This is a genomic window from Enterobacter cloacae complex sp. I1M (assembly GCF_014982425.1).
Lineage (GTDB): Bacteria > Pseudomonadota > Gammaproteobacteria > Enterobacterales > Enterobacteriaceae > Enterobacter > Enterobacter intestinihominis.
On record NZ_JADCLG010000027.1, the window covers coordinates 53,674 to 76,692 of the forward strand.

Sequence of the window (23,019 nt, forward strand, 5' to 3'; positions counted from 1 at the left end):
CCTACAACATCAGTCGAAATATAGGCCGGGTAAGCGTATCGCCACCCGGCTTTTTTTACGCCGGTATCTGGTCAATCTTGCTGCTGCGCGACCACACGCGGTGCGCGGCGAGCAGGTCAAACAGCCGGGTCATAAACGCATCGTCAATGTTATCACCTTCGACAATGCCTTCTTCCCCTTGATCCGGTACCTTCAGCAGCGATTTAAACTTCCGCGCATCGCCTGCGAGGGCGATTGGCTTCAGGTGCTTATAGGCTTCCAGCAGATAATAGGCGGCATCACCGTTACCGAGCAGACTCTCAACGTCGCCGCACGGCATAATCACCGCATCAACCGTCAGGGACGGTGCCCCGGCAAAGGTCGCGGCAATCGGCAGGACGGAGCCATCATCGGCCGTCACTTCACCCATGCGTGAGTAAAGCAGTTTGGCATGTACGCCCTGAGTCTTGAGCGCCCTCATGATCCCCAGCACGTCGCTGGCGCGCGGTTTATCGTTCAGCAGGATAGCCACTACGCGGCCTTTGATCGTCCCGCCAGGTACCGCGTACAGGCTCAGGGACGGATCCTTCTTAAGCCCGTTCACGTCTTTAGGCGGTGCAGCATGGCATTGCTCGTCAGTCAGCGTAATGCCGAGATTATTCGCTACGCCCTGAGCAAGCTGGATATCAATATGCGCCAGATGGTCGACCACGCGCTCGCGAATGTAGGTACGCACCACTTTGCTCAGCTCGAAGCTGAAGCCGCCGATAATGTGCTGCTGTTCGATCGGGGTCTGGCTGTTCCAGAACAGGCGAGGCTGAGCGTAATATTCGCCGAATGACGGGCTGCGCTCGCGAATTTTTGTTCCGTCCACGCGCTCCTGATACGACTCGAATCCGCCACGTTTAGGCCCCGGCGGGGTTTCACGCGGCCAGTTATCGTTAATGGAGTTCGGCTCGTAGTTCGCCGGGTTGGTATCGATATCCTGGCGATGCATCCCGTCACGCTGGAAGTTATGGTACGGACAGGTCGGACGGTTGATTGGGAGCTCATGGAAGTTAGGTCCACCAAGACGGCTGATCTGCGTATCGGTGTAAGAGAACAGACGACCCTGCAGCAGCGGATCGTTGGTGAAGTCCAGCCCCGGCACAATATGGCCCGGGTGGAACGCTGCCTGCTCATTTTCCGCGAAGAAGTTGTCCGGGTTGCGGTTAAGCACCATTTTACCCACCAGCTGAACCGGCACCAACTCTTCAGGAATAAGCTTGGTCGGGTCGAGCAGGTCGAAGTCGAATTTGAACTCGTCTTCTTCCGGGATCAGCTGTAACCCCAGCTCGTATTCCGGGAAATCACCGGCTTCAATGGATTCCCACAGTTCGCGACGGTGGAAGTCCGGATCGCGTCCGGTCAGCTTCTGCGCTTCATCCCACACCAGCGACGCTTTCCCTGCGACCGGTTTCCAGTGGAAACGCACAAACGTCGCTTTACCTTCAGCGTTAATCAGACGGAAGGTATGAATACCAAAGCCTTCCATGGTGCGATAGCTGCGCGGGATCCCCCGGTCAGACATCGCCCACATCACGTTGTGAAGGGTTTCCGGTTGCAGGGAGACGTAGTCCCAGAATGTGTCATGCGCACTTTGTCCCTGCGGTATGGCCCAGTGTGGTTCTGGTTTTACCGCATGGACAAAGTCAGGGAACTTATGCGCGTCCTGTATGAAGAAAACCGGGGTGTTATTCCCGACGAGGTCGAAAATGCCCTCTTCGGTATAGAATTTGGTGGCGAAGCCGCGGATATCACGCACCGTGTCGGCCGAACCCGCGCCGCCCTGTACGGTAGAGAAACGCACAAACACCGGTGTGATTTTGTTCGGATCGGAAAGGAAATCTGCTTTGGTGATCTCCTTCAGGCTCTTGTACGGCTGGAAATAGCCGTGCGCCGCGGAGCCGCGAGCGTGGACGATACGCTCAGGGATACGCTCATGGTCGAAATGGGTGATTTTTTCGCGCAGGATGAAATCTTCCAGCAGCGTCGGGCCGCGCGTTCCGGCGCGCAGGGAGTTCTGATCATCGGCAATGCGAACGCCCTGGTTCGTGGTCAGCGCATGGCCTTCACCGCCCTTGCGGTGAGGATCGAGCGATTTCAGCTTTTCGTTTTCCGTTTCCGGGGCTTTCATGCTGCCCGGGGCGGTAGGCTGTTCACCCGGTGCGGAAGGACCCGGTGATGGTTTGTGTGAGCCGTCGGCTGGGGCAAGTGAGTCCATTCCCGGTTGAGATTCTTCAGTCCCATGAATGGGTGACTGATGTGGTTTATCATTGTTCGACATTGCACGCTTCTCCTTTGTTCATTCCTAAAAACCCTATTAAGGATAGAACAATGTTAAGAATTAGCAGGCGAACTAAGCGTTTTCAGATATTGATTAGCGAAAGGAGCCATCTGCGATACGTCAGGCGCGACGGGCGGGGGGAGAATCGGCTATGATAGAAATTTCCTGCTTTAAGAATTTACTTTAGTGAACCCGTCGCTTATGAAACCTCTTCGTCAACAAAACCGCCAGGTTATTAGCTATGTACCCCGCGTTGAGCCCGCGCCGCCAGACCATGCCCTGAAGGTGGATGGTTTTCGCGATGTCTGGATGCTGCGGGGTAAATACGTTGCCTTCGTGCTGATTGGCGAGCACTTCCGTCGCTCCCCTGCGTTTACGGTGCCGGAATCGGCGCAGCGATGGGCAATGCAGACCCGCCAGGATGAAGAGGTTGAAGAATAACAGCCATAAAAAAACCGCCCGATGGCGGTTTTTTTATTTCAGCAGTGATTAACGATGTGCCAGTTCGGCATCATCTTCACTGTCGAGAATCGTTTTGTCGGTCTGCTTCAGCCACTGGCTGGTCAGGGTACCGGCGGTCATTGAACCACTCACGTTCAACGCGGTACGACCCATATCGATCAGTGGTTCAACAGAGATCAGCAGGGCAACCAGCGTTACCGGCAGCCCCAGCGCAGGCAGAACGATCAGCGCAGCGAAGGTCGCGCCGCCGCCCACGCCCGCAACACCGGCGGAGCTAATGGTCACGATACCGACCAGCGTCGCAATCCAGACCGGATCCAGCGGGTTAATACCCACGGTTGGGGCAACCATCACGGCCAGCATCGCCGGGTAGAGACCCGCACAGCCGTTCTGCCCGATGGTGGCGCCAAAGGAGGCCGAGAAGCTGGCGATAGACTCGGGTACGCCCAGACGACGTGTCTGTGCTTCCACGTTCAGCGGAATCGATGCCGCGCTGGAACGGCTGGTGAAGGCGAAGGTCAGCACCGGCCAGACTTTGCGGAAATATTTCAGCGGGCCAACGCCGTTCACCGCCAGCAGGATGCCGTGCACAACAAACATGATGCCCAGACCGAGGTACGAGGCAATCACAAAGCTGCCAAGCTTGATGATGTCTTGCAGGTTAGAACCTGCCACGACTTTGGTCATCAGCGCCAGGACACCGTATGGCGTCAGCTGCATGACCAGACGCACCAGCTTCATTACCCAGCTTTGCAGGGTATCGATGGCAGTCAGAACCCGCTCGCCTTTCGGCGCATCGTCCTTCAGCAGCTTCAGCGCAGCCACGCCCAGGAACGCAGCGAAGATCACTACGCTGATAATGGAGGTTGGGCTTGCACCGGTCAGGTCAGCAAACGGGTTTTTCGGAATGAAGGAGAGCACCATCTGCGGAACGGTCAGATCGGCCACTTTACCCACGTAGTTGGTCTCAATCGCCGTCAGACGCGCGGTTTCAGCGCTACCCTGCACCAGACCTTCAGCAGTCAGGCCAAACAGATTGGTAACCAGCACACCCACCAGCGCCGCAATCAGCGTGGTGAAGAGCAGGGTGCCAATGGTCAGGAAACTGATTTTACCCAGTTGAGAAGCATTATGCAGCCGGGCTACGGCGCTCAGAATTGAGGCGAATACCAGCGGCATAACGATCATTTGCAGCAGCTGTACATAGCCGTTACCGACAATGTTGAACCACTGAATGGAATCTTTCAGTACCGGGCTGTCGGAGCCGTAAATAGCGTGTAAGGCCAGGCCAAACACCACGCCCATGACCAGACCAACCAGTACCTTTTTCGCCAGGCTCCACTGTTTGTGGCGAGCCTGGGCGAGAAGCAATAGCAATACGACGAACACAACAATGTTCGCGATGAGTGGAAAATTCATCCCCGTTCTCCTGATTTATTATACGGTCGGTTTTTACCGAACCTGTTGGCGCAAGGTTATCAGAAGTGTGATGTGGCGCTTATATCCATATGGAATGGTTTATGACAAAAGTGATTGTATTGCCGGTTTAATGCTCAATCTGGTGATTAATAAAACGATTGAACTGAAATTGCAGCGAGTTGATCATCTGCGATGACCAGCGCACTGCACCATTTTCGGGCAATGTCTGCGGCATCCAGACGGCATAGGCAAACAGCGCCATGCACAGAACGCGCTCCAGCTGGTTGCCTTTTTGCGGCACGAGGATTGGCAGGCGGAAACGCCAGCGGCAGGGCCAGAGCAGCGGAACGCCCGCTGGCGTCAGCATATCGGCGAGGATATGGCTTAAGTAGCCGAGCACCATGCCCTGAATGGCATCCGCCGGGACTATCCAACTCTCGGGAACCTTCAAATAGAAGAGTGTAAGCAGGCCAAATACGGCCAGCAGGCTGTGGGTAAACCCGCGATGACCAAAGGCTCTGGCGATGGGTTTTGAAATCCACTTCAGCCGCTGACCAAGGAATGATTTTGGATGATCGATGTCCGGCAGCAGGCAGGTCAGCACGGCAGAAGGGACAATATGCCACCAGTCCCCCTGGGCCAGCACAGGGGTCAGTTCAGCGTTTTTAGCAAACACTGCACAGGCAAGTGAAAAAAGCAGGTGGCCTTCCGCCGTCATGATAAAACCCGGTAAACTGTCAATCCATACAGTATAGGGTTTTTATACAGTGTGTGAAAGAGGTGACGGTGTAACTCTTTGTCACAAACCGGCGGTTAGCGCGCCAGCCAGCCACCGTCTACGGCAAGGGTATGGCCGTTAACGTAATCCGACGCCGCCGAGGCCAGAAACACCACCGGACCCTGTAAATCCTCCGGAAGTCCCCAGCGGCCCGCCGGAATACGGTCGAGGATCGCCTGGCTGCGCTGCTCATCATCGCGAAGTTGTTGGGTGTTATTTGTCGCCATATAACCCGGCGCGATAGCGTTCACGTTAATACCTAGCGGCGCCCATTCGTTTGCCAGCAGGCGGGTGAGCCCGAGGACGCCGCTTTTCGAAGCCGTATAGGACGGCACCCGAATGCCGCCCTGGAAGGAGAGCATGGAGGCAATGTTAATGATCTTGCCGCCCTGACCCTGCACGATAAACTGTTTCGCTACTGCCTGAGAGAGGAAAAAGACCGATTTCAGATTGAGATCGATGACCTCGTCCCAGTCCTTCTCGCTAAATTCCAGCGCATCGCACCGACGAATGGTGCCGGCATTGTTAACCAGAATATCGATGCGGCCCATCTCTGTGACGGCGGTATCCACGACGCTCTGAATACTCTCATGCTTGCCGAGATCGGCGCGAATTGCGATAAAGCGCCGTCCCAGCGCCGTGACGCGCGCTGCCGTTTCGTCAGGAACCTTGCGGTTTACCCCCACGATATCGCATCCTGCCTGGGCGAGGGCAATGGCCATGCCTTGCCCCAGACCGGTATCGCACCCGGTCACCATCGCCACTTTTCCTGCCAGAGTAAAAGCATCCAGTATCATACGCGCCTCAGAAGTCAGGTTATTGTCATTCTGCACGTAAGGATAGGAGTCTGGAATGAGAAAAGCAAATAAAGTAAAACGTTGTTTTGATTTTGTGATACAGGCAGCCGAAGCTGCCTGAAAGAGCGTTACTCTCCGCGCAGATGGCGGGCAGTCAATTCTTCAAGAGACGTCAGCCTGACATCCGCGAGGGCAAAGCGGGGATCGTGTCGGCCTTCTTCAGCCGGCACAACGATGGAGCGCATACGTGCGGCTTTGGACGCCACCATGCCGTTAACCGAATCTTCCAGCGCCACACAGGTAAGCGGATCCAGCCCCAGTTTCGCGGCGCAGTCCATATACACCTGCGGATGTGGCTTGCTGTAAGGAAGCTTTTCGGCCGAGGCCAGCGCGTCGAAGCTGTCGCGCAGCCCGAACATCGTCAGCACTTTTTCCAGCATATGCAGAGGTGAGGCAGAGGCAAGCCCCACTTTCAGCCCTTGCGCCTTGCACAGGGCGATAGCGTCGCGTACGCCCGGTAACAGAGGCTTATTCTCTTCTACAAGGGAGATAGCACGGTTGATAATGCGCGCCGTAACTTCGTCGCGATCCGGGCCAACCCATGGCTGGTGGGCATACCAAAGGTCAACCACCATATCGATGCGCAGCCCCAGGGTATCGGGAAGCTCATTACGACGACTGATATCGACGCCGAGGCTGGCCATCACGTCCAGTTCAGCCCGATCCCACAGGGGTTCGGAATCAATCAACAATCCATCCATGTCAAAAATAGCGGCAAGTATCTGGCGCGGTGTCGACATTACAACATCTCCTTATCTTGGGGTAAGACGAACGGTGCTAAGCACAAGCAATTTAGCATATTGCATCCAAAGATCGGGCGAAAATGACCGACAGCAGGTAGACTTAGGCACAAATAACGCGTCTTTATGAAGAGGAACTAATGACGTATCAACAAGCTGGACGCATCGCAGTCTTAAAACGTATTGCTGGTTGGGTTATTTTCATTCCCGCCCTGATTTCAACGCTGATCTCCGTACTTAAATTTATGTACGATCACAGCGAAAAACAGCCGGGCATTAATGCCGTCATGCTCGATTTTGCCCACGTCATGATTGAGATGATGCGGTTTAACACCCCATTCCTGAACGTCTTCTGGTTCAACTCGCCCACCCCGGATTTTCACCACCAGCTGAATGTCGGGTTCTGGATAATCTATGCGTTGATCTTTATCGCGATGGCGTTGCAGGCCTCCGGCGCACGCATGAGCCGCCAGACCCGCTTTTTACGCGAAGGGGTAGAAGATCAGCTGATACTTGAGAAGGCGAAAGGCCCTGACGGGATGAGCCGCGAGCAGATCGAATCGCGCATTGTCGTTCCGCGTCATACCATTTTTGTGCAGTTTTTCCCGCTCTATATCCTGCCGGTTATTATCATTGTGGCCGGGTATTTCTTCTTTACGCTGCTCGGCTTCCTGTAATGTCAAAGGGGGCGTATTGCCGCCCCCTCCCGCTATGCCGCCAGGATACGGTCCAGCGCCCGCTGGGCATTCACCAGATGACTCCCGCCAAACAAAATCGCCCGGTTTAGCAAGGTGTACAGCTGATAAACCGGCTGACGTTCAAGGAAACCCGCAGGTAACGGCGAGACAGACTGATAGCCATCATAAATTTGCGGCGGCTGTTCAGGGTGCAACGGCAGCATCGCGAGGTCACATTCTCTGTCGCCCCAGTAGCAGGCCGGGTCAAATATATAGGGACCATCAGGCCCAAGCGCGCAGTTGTTCGACCATAAATCACCGTGCAGAAGGGAAGCCTGAGGCTGATGCGAAGCCAGACGCTGCTGAATGTGTTCAACAATCGCGTCGATGTTGCCGAACGCTAGTCCCTTTTCAGCGGCCAGCTCCAGCTGCCAGCCTATGCGCTGCTCGGCAAAAAAAGTCGACCAGCGGCGTTGCCACGCGTTTGGCTGTGGGGTGGTTGAGAGGTCGTTATCGAAATCGAGCCCAAACTGAGGTTGATCGCTCCACTGGTGCAAACGGGCGATCTGTTGGCCGAGAATAAAGGCGTTGTGCGCATCCAGAGGGCGCGCCGGAAGATAGTTCATCACCAGAAAGCTGTAGTCACGATCGCTGCCAACGGCTAAAACCTGTGGAACGTTGACTGTTTTACTGCGCGATAACAACTCAAGCTGATCGGCTTCGGCCGTAAAAATGGGGAGCAATTCGCGCTCATCACATTTTACGAAGAGATCGCGCCCGGCGTAACGTAAATGCCATGCGGCATGGATCTCTCCGCCTGGCAGTTCGTTACGCAGTTCAATTTCACCTTCACCCAGTTGCTCACTTAAAAGATGACTGATAGCCTGCCACATGATGTCTCTCCCATGTTGTCTGCCAGATCATAAAGTTAGCGCAAAACGGCTATAAAAAAACAGGAACTAACGCACAACTGAGCGGTTTAATTTTGTACAGGGCACTTATTGTTCTTTTTTATGCCAGTTTTCCCAGCTATCCACATCAATTTCCGTGGCTTTGTCAGTCACGCTTTCCACCAGGCTACTGGCCAGCGCCTTCACCTCCTCCTGACTCAGCGGGCTTATCAGGCCAAAGGCCAGCGAGCCGAGATCGTGAATATTGCCCTCATCGTCCGTCAGCGTGAGCAGAAAATTCGCCCGCGTGAAAGCGTTGTTGAGTTCATTCAGTTCGGTCAGCGATGCTTCATGAATATTGACGGTTACGACGTAGCGGGTGATATCACCACTGCTCATAATTCACCTCGTTGTTATCCTGAAAGTTTTCTTAGCATAGTCGATAAGCCATATTTGGCGACTTCCCCCTCCACGGGAAGGGGAAGCACGTTCAGCTTCTCGCCAGGTAATCGACAATTTTCTGAGTATCCGCAAGCGAACACAGACGGGTTCCCTGATTGATGGTGGCAGCGCTCCCTGCCGCGACGCCATAGCGTGCCATCTCCAGAAGCGAAGCGCCCTGCGCCAGCTTCAGCACCATCGCGCCAACCATACTGTCACCGGCACCCACGGTACTCTGACTTTTCATCGGTGGTGGAACAACCTGCACGCAGCCCGTCTTGTCGACGGCCAGCGCACCCTGAGGACCGAGAGAGACTACAACGCGATGCGCTTTGCCCGTGCGTACCAGCTCTTCTGCGGCAGTACGCACGTCATCAGGCTGGTTGAGCTCGCGATTGACAAGCGCACTGAGCTCTTTCTGGTTAGGTTTGACAAGTTCAAGTTGTCCGGGCTCTAACGCCGCCTTCAGGGCATCGCCTGAGCTATCGACAATGCAGCGGATGCCGCGCTGGAGCACCGCCTGAACCAGTGCCGTCAGCTTTTCTGTTTTGACGCCCGGCGGCAGGCTACCGCTGATCACCAGCAATGAGCCGCTTTCAATGGTCAGCACTTTCTCTTCCAGTTGACGAAACTCATCATCGCTCAACTTCGCCCCTGGCATCACAAAACGATATTGCTCGCCGCTGGATTCAACATGGACATGCAGGTTTTGCCGGGTCCAGTCTCTGGCGTCAACGGTATCTACGGCAACCTGTTCATCTGCCAGCAACGCAACCAGATGCTCACCTGTGGCGCCGCCAGCGGGGAAGATGGCGGTTGCTTTTCCGCCGAGATGGGTAATGGCGCGCGCCACGTTAATGCCGCCGCCGCCCGGCTCAAACACCGGCGCGCTACAGCGCAGCTTACCTTCCGGATAGATTTGCGGCGTCATGGTCGCAGAGTCGAGGGAAGGGGAGAGCGTCAGCGTGTAAATCGAAGCCATCATGACCTCCTTTTATCATGGGTTATTTTAAGCCTGGCACCGTTTGGCAGGAAGGCAACGTAAATAACAGTATGATTTTAAAAATGAATACTGACAAAAAACCTTGGCCGGGTATATACATTAAATCGCGTTTTGGGATCGTTCTTATTCAAAAAATGAAAGAAGAAATTATTGCTATGTTATTTGCGGCTTTTTATAATTTGTTACCTTTCTATGGTCGCCTTGTCATTGATCCGCAAGAAAGTTTCCGAGACCGTGACGGTCTCTTTTTATGTTGTACGGACTCCTAAAATAAATGAAGCTTTTGAAGACAGTACCCGCAGCACTGATGCTGGCGGGTGGCGTATTTGCGTCACTGAATGCAACCGCCGATGATACCGTTTTTACTGTCATGGACGATCCCTCCACTGCCAAAAAACCCTTTGAAGGTAACGTGAATGCCGGGTATCTGGCGCAATCCGGTAACACGAAAAGCTCCTCCATGACCGCAGACAGCACCCTGACCTGGTACGGCAACACCACGGCCTGGTCGCTGTGGGGCAATGCCAGCAACACATCTGCTAACGATGAACGCTCCTCTGAGAAATACGCGGTAGGTGGGCGTAGCCGTTACAACATGACAGATTATGACTACCTGTTTGGGCAGGCGAGTTGGCTTACTGACCGCTACAACGGCTATCGCCAGCGCGATGTCATGACTGCGGGTTATGGTCGTCAGTTCCTGAATGGACCAGTGCACAGCCTCCGTTTTGAATTCGGTCCGGGTGTCCGTTACGACGAGTACACCAACGGCGAAGATGAAACCCAGCCGCTGGGTTATGCATCGGGCACCTACGCATGGCAAATGACTGACAACGCGAAATTCACCCAGGGTGTGTCGGTGTTTGGTGCTGAAGATACAACGCTGAACTCTGAAAGTGCGTTGAACGTGGCTATCAACGAACACTTTGGACTCAAGGTGGCGTACAACGTAACCTGGAACTCATCACCGCCTGATTCCGCGCCGGAACATACCGATCGCCGAACCACGATTTCTTTAGGTTATAAAATGTAATTTCTTCGGGCCGGGACTATTCTCGGCCTGTTTTTTATTTTTTGAAACTGTGCTTATTTATATTAAACGGCGTTTTGAAATAATAGGCATGCTTTCGTCTTCATAATTTCTCCATAATTAGGCGACCAGGCCTTATTCAGTTTATTTGACACGATTTGATAAATAATTTGACTAGGCAAAAGTGTGATCCAGATCTACACTTACGGCACAGGCAAAAAACTCGCCTCAGGCATTTCTGCATTAATTAAGTATGAGAACAGAATTATGAAAAAAATCAAAACCGCTACAGCAGCGATGGTGCTTTCCGCACTTTCATTTGGCGTATTTGCTGCTGATAATATGACGCAACCTGCCAGTGACGTTAACAGCCCAGTCGGGATCGCTAAAGCCTCTGATGTTGAAGCAGGCTCCAACATTGCCCCTGGCTCCCAGTCTACCGGCCAGTCAATGAATGATGCATTTGATGTACACAAGCTGGTGGCGGGTGAGTGGTCCTGATATTTCAACTGCCACATGTGATGGAATATATACGCTGTCACAGCCTGGCGAAAACCGGATTATGACGTACCGGTTTTGGACCATAAATTATCGTAAAGATAGTTAAGATTTATTCAGTAAATTCACGGCACGTCTTCGCTGACATAATATTAGCCCCAGATCATCGCGGCCCAGCGCAGCAGCAACATCGCGCCGCAAATAGCGATTAACACCACGACCATTTTCCAGTGCTTAACGGCAAATCTTTTTGTTGGCATAACCCAATCCTTGTCAGTTGATACCCTTAGTCTACCAAAGTCTGCGCCAGAAAGCGCTTTACCCGGGACAACAGGTATGCCAGAACAGCGGTTCGGCTTAAAACCAGTGGAATCTGTCGGCCAGTATCAATACCAGACCAGCAGCGGAAAGTAGATTCAATATCACAACGGTTCTGCTCGATACATTCATGTGATACCCCTTCGATGTTTAAGGACCAGATCAAGAATAGCTCAGCACTTTCGGATTGCGAGCCCCCGTCAACAAAAGTTCATAAACGCAGACATAAGGATGAGCGGTTCAAATCGGTCGCGGGAAGGTGCATTCGCCCTGTTAATAGTGTTACCATTACGCTGCTTGCCGTAAATCCGCATTTATCTGAATCGGCAGGTGCATGATGACGAACCAATTTGACGATTGTTGGTCAGATGGTTTCGTAATCTACTGTTTAATCACGATTATTTTCTTTGTATATGCTCTTATGTGTGGGGCATCACTGCAAATAAGGATATAAAATGCCTGTAATTACTCTTCCTGATGGCAGCCAACGCCATTTCGACCACGCTGTAAGCCCAATGGATGTTGCACTGGATATCGGTCCTGGACTCGCAAAAGCAACCATTGCAGGCCGCGTAAACGGTGAACTGGTAGACGCGTCCGATCTGATTGAAAGCGATGCAACGCTTGCGATCATCACCGCGAAAGACGAAGAAGGTCTGGAGATCATTCGTCACTCCTGTGCGCACCTGTTAGGTCATGCTATTAAGCAGCTGTGGCCCAACACCAAAATGGCGATCGGCCCGGTTATCGACAACGGCTTCTACTACGACGTTGACCTTGACCACACCCTGACACAGGAAGATATCGACGCGCTCGAAAAACGTATGCATGAGCTCGCCGAAACGAACTATGACGTCATCAAGAAGAAAGTCAGCTGGCATGAAGCGCGTGAAACCTTCGTGAAGCGCGGCGAGAGCTATAAAGTCTCGATTCTTGATGAAAACATCGCTCATGATGACAAGCCTGGCTTGTACCATCACGAAGAATATGTCGACATGTGCCGTGGACCGCACGTGCCGAATATGCGCTTCTGTCATCACTTCAAACTGATGAAAATCGCAGGCGCCTACTGGCGTGGCGACAGCAACAATAAAATGTTGCAGCGTATCTATGGTACCGCGTGGGCCGATAAGAAAGCCCTGAACGCGTACCTGCAACGCCTGGAAGAGGCGGCTAAGCGTGACCACCGTAAAATCGGTAAGCAGCTTGACCTGTATCATATGCAGGAAGAAGCGCCGGGGATGGTGTTCTGGCATAACGACGGCTGGACAATTTTCCGTGAACTGGAAACGTTCGTGCGCTCCAAGCTGAAAGAGTACCAGTATCAGGAAGTGAAAGGCCCGTTCATGATGGACCGTGTGCTGTGGGAAAAAACCGGCCACTGGGACAACTACAAAGATGCGATGTTCACCACTTCGTCTGAGAACCGTGAATACTGCATCAAGCCAATGAACTGTCCGGGCCACGTTCAGATCTTCAACCAGGGTCTGAAATCCTACCGCGATCTGCCGCTGCGTATGGCGGAGTTCGGTAGCTGCCACCGTAACGAGCCATCAGGTGCGCTGCACGGTCTGATGCGTGTTCGTGGCTTTACTCAGGATGATGCGCATATTTTCTGTACTGAAGATCAGGTACGTGATGAAGTTAACGCCTGTATTCGTATGGTCTACGATATGTACAGCACCTTTGGCTTCGAGAAGATCGTGGTCAAACTCTCAACGCGTCCGGAAAAACGTATCGGTAGCGATGAGACATGGGATCGCGCAGAGGCGGATCTCGCCGTGGCGCTGGAAGAGAACGGTATTCCGTTCGAATACCAGCTGGGCGAGGGCGCATTCTACGGTCCAAAAATTGAATTTACCCTGTATGACTGCCTCGATCGCGCATGGCAGTGCGGAACGGTACAGCTGGACTTCTCCCTGCCGCAGCGTTTAAGCGCCTCTTATGTTGGCGAAGACAACGAGCGTCAGGTGCCGGTTATGATTCACCGTGCGATTCTCGGTTCACTGGAGCGCTTCATCGGCATCCTGACTGAAGAGTTCGCGGGCTTCTTCCCAACCTGGCTTGCGCCAGTGCAGGTAGTTGTGATGAACATTACCGATTCTCAGGCGGATTACGTTAAAGAATTGACGCAGAAACTACAAAATGCGGGCATTCGCGTAAAAGCAGACTTGAGAAATGAGAAGATTGGCTTTAAAATCCGCGAGCACACTTTACGTCGTGTCCCGTATATGTTGGTCTGTGGTGATAAAGAGGTGGAAGCAGGCAAAGTTGCCGTTCGCACCCGCCGTGGTAAAGACCTGGGGAGCCTGGACGTAAGTGAAGTGATTGAGAAGCTGCAACAAGAGATTCGCAGCCGCAGTCTTCAACAACTGGAGGAATAAGGTATTAAAGGCGGAAAACGAGTTCAAACGGCACGTCCGAATCGTATCAATGGCGAGATTCGCGCCCAGGAAGTTCGCTTAACAGATCTTGAAGGTGAACCACTGGGGATTGTGAGTCTGAGAGAAGCGATCGAAAAAGCTGAAGAAGCTGGAGTAGATTTAGTTGAAATCAGCCCTAACGCCGAACCGCCAGTTTGTCGTATTATGGACTACGGCAAGTTCCTTTATGAAAAGAGTAAATCTTCTAAGGAACAGAAGAAGAAGCAAAAAGTTATCCAGGTTAAGGAAATCAAATTCCGTCCTGGTACCGACGATGGCGATTATCAGGTAAAACTCCGCAGCCTGATTCGCTTTCTGGAAGATGGCGATAAGGCCAAGATCACGCTGCGTTTCCGCGGTCGTGAGATGGCCCACCAACAGATTGGTATGGAAGTGCTTAACCGCGTCCGTGAAGATCTGAGTGAACTGGCAGTAGTCGAATCCTTCCCAACGAAGATCGAAGGCCGCCAGATGATCATGGTGCTCGCTCCTAAGAAGAAACAGTAAGGCCTTCAAGCAGCAAAATCTGTGGAGCCTTCGGGCCCCATAGGTTTTGTTCGCCTATGTTTCGTTTATTTAACAATGCGAAGTGGAAGTTATTAAAATGCCAAAAATTAAGACCGTACGCGGTGCTGCTAAGCGCTTCAAAAAAACCGGTAAAGGTGGTTTTAAGCACAAGCACGCTAACCTGCGTCACATTCTGACTAAGAAAGCTACCAAGCGTAAACGTCACCTGCGTCCAAAAGCCATGGTTTCTAAAGGCGATCTGGGCCTGGTCATCGCGTGCCTGCCGTACGCATAAGTCGTTAACGTTTAACTTTTTTAACTTAGAATAGATACAGGAGAGCACACATGGCTCGCGTAAAACGTGGTGTAATTGCACGTGCACGTCACAAGAAAATTTTGAAACAAGCTAAAGGCTACTACGGTGCGCGTTCACGCGTATACCGCGTTGCCTTCCAGGCTGTTATCAAAGCAGGTCAGTACGCTTACCGTGACCGTCGTCAGCGTAAGCGTCAGTTCCGTCAACTGTGGATTGCGCGTATCAACGCAGCAGCACGTCAGAACGGTATTTCTTACAGCAAATTCATCAACGGCCTGAAAAAAGCCTCTGTTGAAATCGACCGTAAGATCCTGGCTGACATCGCAGTATTCGACAAAGTAGCGTTCACCGCTCTGGTCGAAAAAGCGAAAGCAGCACTGGCATAAGCCAGTTGAAAGAGGGGGCTTTGCTCCCTCTTTTCATATCGCCTTATCAGAAGATTGACATTTACCCGTCCAGGCTTTTCAATAAGGTCTTAACGGTTTTTACCCTACAAGGTAACGCAAGCATGAATGCTGCTATTTTCCGCTTCTTCTTTTACTTTAGCACCTGACTTCAGGAGGCTAGCGCGTGAAAGATGAAACGAAAAACAGCGCCAGATAAGCCTCCCGATGGAGGCTTTTTTTGTGCCTGAATTTGAGAGATTACGTCCAACAATTCGGTGTCTGCACCGACATAATGAGGAAAACCATGTCACATCTCGCAGAGCTGGTTGCCAGTGCAACGGCCGCCATTAACCAGGCCTCAGATGTTGCCGCGTTAGACAATGTCCGCGTCGAATATCTGGGCAAGAAAGGGCATCTGACCCTTCAGATGACTACCCTGCGTGAACTGCCAGCAGAGGAGCGCCCGGCAGCAGGTGCAGTGATTAACGAAGCCAAAGAGCAGGTACAACAGGCGCTGAACGCACGTAAAGCCGAGCTGGAAAGTGCAGTACTGAATGCGCGTCTGGCGGCAGAAACGATTGACGTTTCTCTGCCGGGTCGCCGTATCGAAAACGGCGGTCTGCATCCGGTTACCCGTACTATCGATCGTATTGAAAGTTTCTTCGGTGAGCTCGGCTTTACCGTGGCGACTGGCCCGGAAATTGAAGATGACTACCACAACTTCGATGCCCTTAACATTCCTGGCCATCATCCGGCACGCGCTGACCACGACACTTTCTGGTTCGACGCCACCCGTCTGCTGCGTACTCAGACATCTGGCGTTCAGATCCGTACCATGAAGGAGCAGGCTCCACCGATCCGCATCATCGCGCCGGGTCGCGTATACCGTAACGACTACGATCAGACCCACACCCCAATGTTCCACCAGATGGAAGGTCTGATTGTTGATAAAAACATCAGCTTCACCAACCTGAAAGGCACACTGCACGATTTCCTGAACAACTTCTTTGAGGAAGATTTGCAGGTTCGTTTCCGTCCGTCCTACTTCCCGTTCACTGAACCTTCTGCGGAAGTTGACGTGATGGGTAAAAACGGTAAATGGCTGGAAGTGCTGGGCTGCGGCATGGTGCATCCAAACGTACTGCGCAACGTAGGTATCGATCCGGAAGTATACTCCGGCTTTGCGTTCGGTATGGGCATGGAGCGTCTTACCATGCTGCGCTACGGCGTAACCGACTTACGTGCGTTCTTCGAAAACGATCTGCGTTTCCTCAAACAGTTTAAATAAGGGCAGGAAAGAACAATGAAATTCAGTGAACTGTGGTTACGCGAATGGGTTAACACCACGCTGGACAGCGACGCGCTTTCTAACCAGATCACCATGGCGGGTCTGGAAGTTGATGGCGTGGATCCTGTTTCTGGCGCCTTTACCGGCGTCGTGGTAGGTGAAGTGGTTGAGTGTGGCCAGCACCCTAACGCCGACAAACTGCGCGTAACAAAAGTCAATGTGGGCGGTGACCGTCTGCTGGATATCGTCTGCGGTGCGCCAAACTGCCGACAGGGCCTGAAGGTAGCCGTGGCGACCGTCGGCGCGGTACTGCCGGGCGATTTCAAAATCAAAGCGGCTAAGCTGCGCGGTGAGCCGTCTGAAGGCATGCTGTGCTCCTTCTCCGAGCTGGGCATTTCCGACGATCACTCCGGGATTATCGAGCTGCCGCAGGATGCACCAGTGGGTACCGATATCCGCGAATACCTGAAGCTTGATGACAACACCATCGAAATCAGCGTGACGCCAAACCGTGCCGACTGCTTAGGTATCATCGGTGTAGCCCGCGACGTGGCCGTTCTGAACCAGACCGAACTGAACGAGCCGGAGATCGCTCCGGTTGAGGCAACCATCAGTGACGTGCTGCCGATTCAGGTTGACGCCCCTGACGCATGTCCGCGCTACCTCGGTCGCGTGGTGAAAGGTATTAACGTTAAAGCGCCAACCCCGCTGTGGATGAAAGAGAAACTGCGTCGCTGTGGTATCCGTTCTATCGACGCTGTGGTTGACGTGACCAACTATGTTCTGCTGGAGCTGGGCCAGCCAATGCACGCCTTCGATAAAGATCGTATCGAAGGGGGTATTATTGTGCGCATGGCGAAAGAGGGCGAAACCCTGGTTCTGCTGGACGGCAGCGAAGCGAAACTGAACGCCGACACCCTGGTAATTGCCGATCACAACAAAGCGCTGGCGATGGGCGGGATCTTCGGCGGCGAGCACTCTGGCGTCAACGACGAGACGCAAAACGTCCTGCTGGAATGCGCGTTCTTCAGCCCGCTCTCCATCACCGGCCGCGCACGCCGTCACGGTCTGCACACTGACGCTTCTCACCGCTATGAGCGTGGCGTGGATCCTGCGCTGCAATACAAAGCGATGGAGCGTGCGACTCGCCTGCTGATCGACATCTGCGGCGGCGAAGCGGGTCCGGTTATCGATGTGACCAACCAAGCGGCGCTGCCGAAGCGTGCGACCATTACTCTGCGCCGCAGCAAGCTGGATCGTTTGATTGGTCACCACGTTGCCGATGCGCAGGTGACCGACATTCTGACGCGTCTGGGCTGCGAAGTGACTGAAGGTCAGGATGAGTGGAAAGCCGTTGCGCCATCCTGGCGTTTCGACATGGAGATCGAAGAAGATCTGGTGGAAGAAGTGGCCCGCGTTTACGGCTACAACAATATCCCTGACGAGCCGGTGCAGGCGGGTCTGGTGATGGGCAGCCATCGCGAAGCCGATCTATCACTGAAGCGTGTGAAAACCATGCTGAACGACAAAGGCTACCAGGAAGTGATCACCTACAGCTTCGTTGATCCTAAGCTGCAACAGCTGATCCACCCGGGTCAGGAAGCGCTGATCCTGCCAAGCCCGATCTCCAGCGAGATGTCAGCGATGCGTCTGTCCCTGTGGACGGGACTGTTGGGTACTATCGTTTATAACCAGAACCGTCAGCAGAACCGCGTGCGTATTTTCGAAAGCGGTTTGCGCTTTGTACCGGATACTCAGGCCAATTTAGGCATCCGTCAGGATCTCATGCTGGCTGGCGCCATTAGCGGTAACCGCTATGAAGAGCACTGGGACCTGGCAAAAGGGACGGTTGATTTCTACGATATGAAGGGCGATCTGGAAGCGATTCTCGATCTGACCGGTAAATTATCCGAAATTGAATTCCGCGCAGAAGCGATTCCAGCCCTGCATCCGGGCCAGAGTGCGGCGATCTATTTAGAGGGCAAACGTGTTGGTTTTATTGGGGTTGTTCACCCAGAGCTGGAACGTAAGCTGGATCTGAATGGTCGTACCATCGTATTCGAGCTGGAGTGGAACCCGGTTGCAGACCGCGTCATTCCTCAGGCAAAGGACGTCTCACGCTTCCCGGCAAACCGCCGTGATATCGCGGTTGTGGTCGCTGAAAATGTGCCCGCAGCAGATATTTTGGCCGAATGTAAGAAAGTTGGCGTAAATCAGGTAGTTGGCGTAAACTTATTTGACGTGTACCGCGGCAAGGGCGTAGCAGAAGGTTTCAAGAGCCTCGCTATTAGCCTTATCCTTCAGGATACCAGCCGTACACTCGAAGAAGAGGAGATTGCCGCTACCGTCGCCAAATGTGTAGAGGCATTAAAAGAGCGATTCCAGGCATCATTGAGGGATTGAACCTATGGCGCTTACAAAAGCTGAAATGTCAGAATATCTGTTTGATAAGCTTGGGCTTAGCAAACGGGATGCCAAAGAGCTGGTAGAGCTGTTTTTCGAAGAGATCCGTCGTGCTCTGGAAAATGGTGAGCAGGTTAAACTCTCCGGCTTTGGCAATTTTGATTTGCGAGACAAAAACCAACGTCCGGGCCGTAACCCGAAGACGGGGGAAGATATTCCCATTACAGCCCGCCGCGTGGTGACCTTCAGACCCGGACAGAAGTTAAAAAGCCGTGTCGAAAACGCAACGCCCAAAGCAGAGTAATATGAACTAACTAAAAAGGCCGCTCACGCGGCCTTTTTTCTTTGCGCTATTTGCTAAACCCGCCGTAAAATCAATGATATCTCAACCGGATAACCTATCGTCTATGCTTGATCTTGCCCGTCTTCAGCACCGCTCCGATCTCCGCCGCCTGTGTCTGCTCGGGGTGCTGATGATTGTCGCCACCACCGTCAGCCTGTGTGCGGGCGATCGGTGGCTGGGACCGGAAAGCTGGTTTACGCCTGAGGGACACCTCTTTGTCTGGCAGATCCGCCTGCCACGGACGCTGGCTGTGCTTTTAGTCGGCGCTGCGCTGGCGCTGTGCGGCACGATCATGCAGGCATTATTTGAAAACCCTCTGGCGGAACCCGGACTTCTCGGGGTGTCGAATGGCGCAGGCGTCGGGCTTATCGCCGCCGTGATGCTGGGGGGAGGCGAGCTCTCCGCCTGGGGGATTAGCCTCAGCGCCATCCTTGGCGCGCTGTTGATAACCCTCATCCTTCTGCGCTTTGCTCGTCGCCATTTATCCACCAGCCGGCTGCTGCTTGCCGGGGTAGCGTTGGGGATCATCTGTAGCGCGCTGATGACATGGGCCGTCTACTTCTCCACCTCTTTCGATCTGCGCCAGTTAATGTACTGGATGATGGGGGGATTTGGTGGCGTTGACTGGCGTCAGGGGTGGCTGATGGTGCTCCTGATCCCGGTCATCCTGTGGACGGCGTTCCAGGCGCAGCCGCTAAATATTCTCGCGCTGGGCGAAACGTCTGCTCGCCAGCTCGGGATGCCGATTGGCTTCTGGCGCAACGCGCTGGTTATCGCCATCGGCTGGATGGTGGGCGTAAGCGTGGCGCTGGCGGGGGCGATTGGCTTTATTGGGCTGGTGATCCCGCATATGCTGCGCCTGTGCGGTATTACGGACCACCGAACCCTGCTTCCTGCCTCGGCGGTTGCCGGGGCGGCAACGCTGCTGATTGCCGATATTATCGCCCGGCTTGCGCTGACGGCCGCTGAGTTGCCGATAGGCGTGGTGACCGCAACGCTGGGCGCACCGGTCTTTATCTGGCTACTATTAAAAGCTGGACGTTAAAACACAACCTGTAAGTCAACCTGAGGGAATGCTATGCAGTCTGATATTCTGAATACCGAAGTGACTACCATTGACGGCGAGAAAACCACGCTGGAAGGCTATAAGGGCAAGGTACTGCTCATCGTGAACGTGGCATCGAAATGTGGCCTTACGCCGCAGTATGAACAGCTGGAAGACATTCATAAAGCCTGGGAAAAAGACGGCTTTACCGTACTCGGCTTCCCGTGCAACCAGTTCCTGGGCCAGGAGCCGGGCAGCGAAGAGGAGATTAAGACCTTTTGCAGCACAACCTATGGTGTGACGTTCCCGATGTTCAGCAAAATTGATGTGAACGGGGAAAATCGTCATCCGCTGTATGCCAAACTGGTTGCTGCGGCGCCGACCGCCGTTGCGCCTGAAGAGAGTGGTTTCTATGAGCGTATGGCGAGCAAAGGTCGCGCGCCGCTCTATCCGGACGATATTCTATGGAACTTCGAAAAATTCCTGATTGGCCGTGACGGTCAGGTTGTGCAGCGTTTCTCGCCTGACATGACGCCTGAAGATCCTATCGTGATGGAATCAATCAAGCTGGCGCTGGCGAAATAATGACGCTGCTGATGCAGCTCACAGGCGTTGCCGGGAAGGGACGTCTTGAGCCTGTTACCGCCGCAGTCAACGCAGGTGAAATCCTTCACCTGGTTGGGCCTAACGGCGCCGGAAAAAGCACGCTGCTGGCGCGCATGGCGGGGCTGACCCGCGGGGAAGGGGAGATTACCTTTCTCGGGCAATCGCTCGTCAACTGGCTACCCTCTACACTCGCCTCCCGTCGAAGCTATCTGGTTCAGCAGCAGGTTCCGCCCTTTGCAATGCCCGTCTGGCACTACCTGACGCTGCACCTGCCTGATAAAAATCAGGTAGCGTTGCTCCATGACGTTGCTGCGGCGCTCGGGTTAGACGATAAGCTCACCCGACAGGCCAGCCAGCTTTCCGGTGGCGAATGGCAGCGCGTGCGTCTGGCCGCCGTCATCCTTCAGGTTCATCCGGTGGGAAATCCTCACGGGCGGTTGCTGCTGCTGGACGAGCCGATGAGCGGACTGGACGTTGCCCAGCAGGCAGCGCTGGATACTCTGCTCAGCGCGCTGTGTCGCAAGGGCATCGCCATTGTGATGAGCAGCCATGATTTAAACCATACGTTGCGCCACGCGCATCGGGTGTGGTTGCTGGCGCGTGGCAAACTGATTGCCAGCGGAACGCGCGACAGCGTGCTGACGGCCCCCAATCTTGCGAGTGCTTACCACATGTCGTTCCGGAGGCTGGATATTGAAGGCCACAAGATGCTCATTTCCACGGCGCAGGAGTAACCTTTCTTGCACAGCCGCATAGATGCACGCTAAATTACCGAAAGAACAAAAAAAGCAGAGGATTCGTCTGAAATGCGATTCTGGTTTCTCCTTGTTGCGGCGCTATTTCTTGCAGGATGCAGCAGCCATCGTGCACCTCCGCCTAACCCACGGCTTTCCGATTCCATTACGGTCATTGCCAGCCTGAACGATCAGCTCAGCAACTGGCGCGGCACCCCTTATCGCTACGGCGGGATGAGCCGGGGCGGGGTGGATTGCTCGGGATTTGTGCTGATGACTTTCCGCGATAAATTTGACCTACAGCTTCCGCGTGAAACGCGTATGCAGGCGAAAATCGGCACTGAAATTGATAAAGACGAGCTCCTGCCCGGCGATCTGGTCTTTTTTAAAACAGGTTCCGGTGAAAGCGGCCTTCATGTCGGCATTTATGACACCGATAATCAGTTTATTCATGCCTCGACCAGCCGCGGCGTGATGCGCTCCTCTCTCGATAATGTTTACTGGCGTAAAAATTTCTGGCAGGCCAGGCGTATTTAACCGCTGCATAAAGATGCAGTGCGGAGGGCCTGGCGGTGAAAATAGACGTCAGGCTTTTCTTGCGGGTGGATTAAAGTAAAATTTTTGCCCACTTATTTTTGTCAGCATGTGCCTGTTTTATCTAAAACTGGCTATTATTCAATAACCAGGATAAGATTATTTTAGATTCAGGGAAAAATCTGAAAATTAATACGGAAAGAATGAAATTAATCTTATTAAAATCAAGACAGTGGAATTGTGCCTGCAATTGCTCCAGGATGTTCTCTCTCATCTTTAATGCAGGACAAGGGCGATGATTATTACGCTAGATAATGCTTACCAGTCTGAACTTTTACTCCTTCCGGCACGTGATAGTGCAGGTTTGCTTAAAGGTTTAGAGATTTTGGTTAACTTTACTGGCGTGGGTACGGACGTACGAATCCCTACTGAACTGGTTATCCCTCATCTTTCTCAGGAAGATGAATTAGTGCTGTTTCAGGAAAAACTGCAATTACTCGATACCTGTAAGCTATTTTTTATTCAGCATCAGTTAATTGCATGGATCAATATTACACCTGCAATTGTTGAGTTTTTATTAACTAATGAGAACGCTGTTTCAATCCTTGATCGTTATCCGTTTCTTGAGTTTACTGTTAATGAGAACTATCCAGGTTTAAATAACGGGAAAGACGATCTTACGCTTGCAAGAATGGCGATCCATTTCCCCTTAGTGCTGGCTAACTTTGGTGCAGGGGCTGCATCCCTTAAACCGGTGTATGATGGTCTGTTCAAACGGGTGATTCTGGATAAAAACTTTATTCATCAGCGCGTCTCGGCGCTCTCTTTCGAGCCATTTATGCGCGCCATCCTCTGGCAGATCGCGCCGCATTGTCAGTCGGTCATGGTCTCGGGAATTGACGATCACGGCATCTTACAACGCGTGCTGCCCTTCAATTTTGGCGCAATGCAGGGAACCCTGTGGCCTGCCGTCCCGGCAGAACGCGTAACGACCCTCGTTCAGCAATAACCCCTTT

Annotated in this window: 28 protein-coding genes and 1 other annotated feature; of the genes, 18 read left to right on the forward strand and 10 right to left on the reverse strand. The window is 53.2% G+C overall.

Going from position 1 to position 23,019, the window contains the following annotated elements; genetic code table 11:
* Window positions 1–55 precede the first annotated feature (55 nt).
* Entirely contained in the window at window positions 56–2,305 is a 2,250-nt protein-coding gene (gene katE / locus INF86_RS16745; protein WP_023299905.1) for a catalase HPII, read from the reverse strand.
* A gap of 201 nt (window positions 2,306–2,506) precedes the next feature.
* Here katE and cedA point away from each other — a divergent pair, with 201 nt between their 5' ends.
* On the forward strand, window positions 2,507–2,746 hold the full coding sequence (cedA, locus tag INF86_RS16750) for a cell division activator CedA (RefSeq protein ID WP_022647825.1): 240 nt from the start codon (window positions 2,507–2,509) through the stop codon (window positions 2,744–2,746).
* A gap of 48 nt (window positions 2,747–2,794) precedes the next feature.
* Here the strand turns inward: cedA and tcyP are convergent, their stop codons facing one another.
* From tcyP to hxpB, 4 genes are all read right to left on the reverse strand, one after another.
* Window positions 2,795–4,186, reverse strand: coding sequence for a cystine/sulfocysteine:cation symporter (gene tcyP / locus INF86_RS16755; RefSeq protein ID WP_022647826.1), 1,392 nt, complete (start codon window positions 4,184–4,186; stop codon window positions 2,795–2,797).
* Window positions 4,187–4,313: 127 nt separating this feature from the next.
* Entirely contained in the window at window positions 4,314–4,904 is a 591-nt protein-coding gene (locus tag INF86_RS16760; RefSeq protein WP_015570742.1) for a metal-dependent hydrolase, read from the reverse strand.
* A gap of 95 nt (window positions 4,905–4,999) precedes the next feature.
* Entirely contained in the window at window positions 5,000–5,761 is a 762-nt protein-coding gene (gene kduD / locus INF86_RS16765; RefSeq protein ID WP_023299906.1) for a 2-dehydro-3-deoxy-D-gluconate 5-dehydrogenase KduD, read from the reverse strand.
* A gap of 128 nt (window positions 5,762–5,889) precedes the next feature.
* Window positions 5,890–6,561: a hexitol phosphatase HxpB gene (hxpB, locus tag INF86_RS16770; protein WP_022647828.1), complete on the reverse strand. Its 672-nt coding sequence runs from the start codon at window positions 6,559–6,561 to the stop codon at window positions 5,890–5,892.
* A 140-nt stretch (window positions 6,562–6,701) separates the two neighbouring features.
* Here hxpB and INF86_RS16775 point away from each other — a divergent pair, with 140 nt between their 5' ends.
* Entirely contained in the window at window positions 6,702–7,238 is a 537-nt protein-coding gene (locus tag INF86_RS16775) for a YniB family protein (protein ID WP_015570741.1), read from the forward strand.
* 32 nt (window positions 7,239–7,270) lie between these two features.
* Here INF86_RS16775 and INF86_RS16780 read toward each other — a convergent pair whose 3' ends face one another.
* The 3 genes from INF86_RS16780 to pfkB all read right to left on the reverse strand — a co-directional run bounded on the left by INF86_RS16780 (window position 7,271) and on the right by pfkB (window position 9,551).
* Window positions 7,271–8,131, reverse strand: a complete 861-nt coding sequence (locus INF86_RS16780) for a fructosamine kinase family protein (protein ID WP_022647830.1) — start codon at window positions 8,129–8,131, stop codon at window positions 7,271–7,273.
* A 105-nt stretch (window positions 8,132–8,236) separates the two neighbouring features.
* Window positions 8,237–8,527: a type V toxin-antitoxin system endoribonuclease antitoxin GhoS gene (gene ghoS / locus INF86_RS16785; protein ID WP_003857822.1), complete on the reverse strand. Its 291-nt coding sequence runs from the start codon at window positions 8,525–8,527 to the stop codon at window positions 8,237–8,239.
* Between the two features lie 91 nt (window positions 8,528–8,618).
* Complete coding sequence (gene pfkB, locus INF86_RS16790) at window positions 8,619–9,551, reverse strand: 6-phosphofructokinase II (RefSeq protein WP_022647831.1); 933 nt, start codon at window positions 9,549–9,551, stop codon at window positions 8,619–8,621.
* 17 nt (window positions 9,552–9,568) lie between these two features.
* Between pfkB and INF86_RS16795 the strand changes: the two genes are divergently transcribed.
* From INF86_RS16795 to INF86_RS16805, 3 genes are all read left to right on the forward strand, one after another.
* Window positions 9,569–9,841, forward strand: a complete 273-nt coding sequence (locus INF86_RS16795; protein ID WP_193543736.1) for a hypothetical protein — start codon at window positions 9,569–9,571, stop codon at window positions 9,839–9,841.
* A 5-nt stretch (window positions 9,842–9,846) separates the two neighbouring features.
* The gene (locus INF86_RS16800; RefSeq protein ID WP_022647833.1) at window positions 9,847–10,605 is read left to right on the forward strand and encodes a YdiY family protein; all 759 of its coding nucleotides are present in this window, start codon (window positions 9,847–9,849) and stop codon (window positions 10,603–10,605) included.
* 264 nt (window positions 10,606–10,869) lie between these two features.
* Complete coding sequence (locus INF86_RS16805; RefSeq protein WP_032622263.1) at window positions 10,870–11,103, forward strand: hypothetical protein; 234 nt, start codon at window positions 10,870–10,872, stop codon at window positions 11,101–11,103.
* Window positions 11,104–11,252: 149 nt separating this feature from the next.
* On the opposite strand, the gene yniD is transcribed toward INF86_RS16805, so the two are convergent.
* Window positions 11,253–11,360: a small membrane protein YniD gene (yniD, locus tag INF86_RS16810; protein ID WP_003857815.1), complete on the reverse strand. Its 108-nt coding sequence runs from the start codon at window positions 11,358–11,360 to the stop codon at window positions 11,253–11,255.
* A 97-nt stretch (window positions 11,361–11,457) separates the two neighbouring features.
* Complete coding sequence (gene yncL / locus INF86_RS16815; protein ID WP_071785204.1) at window positions 11,458–11,550, reverse strand: stress response membrane protein YncL; 93 nt, start codon at window positions 11,548–11,550, stop codon at window positions 11,458–11,460.
* Window positions 11,551–11,873: 323 nt separating this feature from the next.
* Here yncL and thrS point away from each other — a divergent pair, with 323 nt between their 5' ends.
* From thrS to INF86_RS16880, 13 genes are all read left to right on the forward strand, one after another.
* Window positions 11,874–13,802, forward strand: a complete 1,929-nt coding sequence (gene thrS, locus INF86_RS16820; RefSeq protein WP_006809077.1) for a threonine--tRNA ligase — start codon at window positions 11,874–11,876, stop codon at window positions 13,800–13,802.
* 3 nt (window positions 13,803–13,805) lie between these two features.
* Window positions 13,806–14,348 carry a translation initiation factor IF-3 gene (infC, locus tag INF86_RS16825; RefSeq protein WP_059443439.1) on the forward strand — a complete coding sequence of 181 codons (543 nt, stop codon included), beginning with the start codon at window positions 13,806–13,808 and terminating at the stop codon, window positions 14,346–14,348.
* Between the two features lie 97 nt (window positions 14,349–14,445).
* Window positions 14,446–14,643, forward strand: a complete 198-nt coding sequence (gene rpmI / locus INF86_RS16830) for a 50S ribosomal protein L35 (RefSeq protein ID WP_001124225.1) — start codon at window positions 14,446–14,448, stop codon at window positions 14,641–14,643.
* A gap of 50 nt (window positions 14,644–14,693) precedes the next feature.
* Entirely contained in the window at window positions 14,694–15,050 is a 357-nt protein-coding gene (gene rplT / locus INF86_RS16835) for a 50S ribosomal protein L20 (protein ID WP_000124850.1), read from the forward strand.
* 117 nt (window positions 15,051–15,167) lie between these two features.
* Window positions 15,168–15,292 (forward strand) — a sequence feature (Phe leader region).
* Window positions 15,173–15,217, forward strand: a complete 45-nt coding sequence (gene pheM, locus INF86_RS16840) for a pheST operon leader peptide PheM (protein WP_001386830.1) — start codon at window positions 15,173–15,175, stop codon at window positions 15,215–15,217. It overlaps the preceding feature by 45 nt.
* A gap of 62 nt (window positions 15,293–15,354) precedes the next feature.
* Window positions 15,355–16,338 (forward strand): phenylalanine--tRNA ligase subunit alpha, encoded by a 984-nt coding sequence (pheS, locus tag INF86_RS16845; protein ID WP_022647837.1) that lies wholly within the window; start codon window positions 15,355–15,357, stop codon window positions 16,336–16,338.
* Window positions 16,339–16,353: 15 nt separating this feature from the next.
* Window positions 16,354–18,741, forward strand: a complete 2,388-nt coding sequence (pheT, locus tag INF86_RS16850) for a phenylalanine--tRNA ligase subunit beta (protein WP_193543737.1) — start codon at window positions 16,354–16,356, stop codon at window positions 18,739–18,741.
* A 4-nt stretch (window positions 18,742–18,745) separates the two neighbouring features.
* On the forward strand, window positions 18,746–19,045 hold the full coding sequence (gene ihfA / locus INF86_RS16855; protein ID WP_003857805.1) for an integration host factor subunit alpha: 300 nt from the start codon (window positions 18,746–18,748) through the stop codon (window positions 19,043–19,045).
* A 103-nt stretch (window positions 19,046–19,148) separates the two neighbouring features.
* Window positions 19,149–20,129, forward strand: a complete 981-nt coding sequence (btuC, locus tag INF86_RS16860; RefSeq protein ID WP_193543738.1) for a vitamin B12 ABC transporter permease BtuC — start codon at window positions 19,149–19,151, stop codon at window positions 20,127–20,129.
* Window positions 20,130–20,162: 33 nt separating this feature from the next.
* Window positions 20,163–20,714, forward strand: a complete 552-nt coding sequence (locus INF86_RS16865) for a glutathione peroxidase (RefSeq protein WP_150311878.1) — start codon at window positions 20,163–20,165, stop codon at window positions 20,712–20,714.
* Window positions 20,714–21,469 (forward strand): vitamin B12 ABC transporter ATP-binding protein BtuD, encoded by a 756-nt coding sequence (gene btuD / locus INF86_RS16870; RefSeq protein WP_022647841.1) that lies wholly within the window; start codon window positions 20,714–20,716, stop codon window positions 21,467–21,469. The genes INF86_RS16865 and btuD overlap by 1 nt, the downstream gene beginning before the upstream one ends.
* A gap of 72 nt (window positions 21,470–21,541) precedes the next feature.
* Entirely contained in the window at window positions 21,542–22,006 is a 465-nt protein-coding gene (locus INF86_RS16875; protein ID WP_015570730.1) for an NlpC/P60 family protein, read from the forward strand.
* Between the two features lie 292 nt (window positions 22,007–22,298).
* Window positions 22,299–23,012 carry an EAL domain-containing protein gene (locus tag INF86_RS16880; RefSeq protein ID WP_022647843.1) on the forward strand — a complete coding sequence of 238 codons (714 nt, stop codon included), beginning with the start codon at window positions 22,299–22,301 and terminating at the stop codon, window positions 23,010–23,012.
* The last annotated feature ends 7 nt before the right edge of the window (window positions 23,013–23,019 follow it).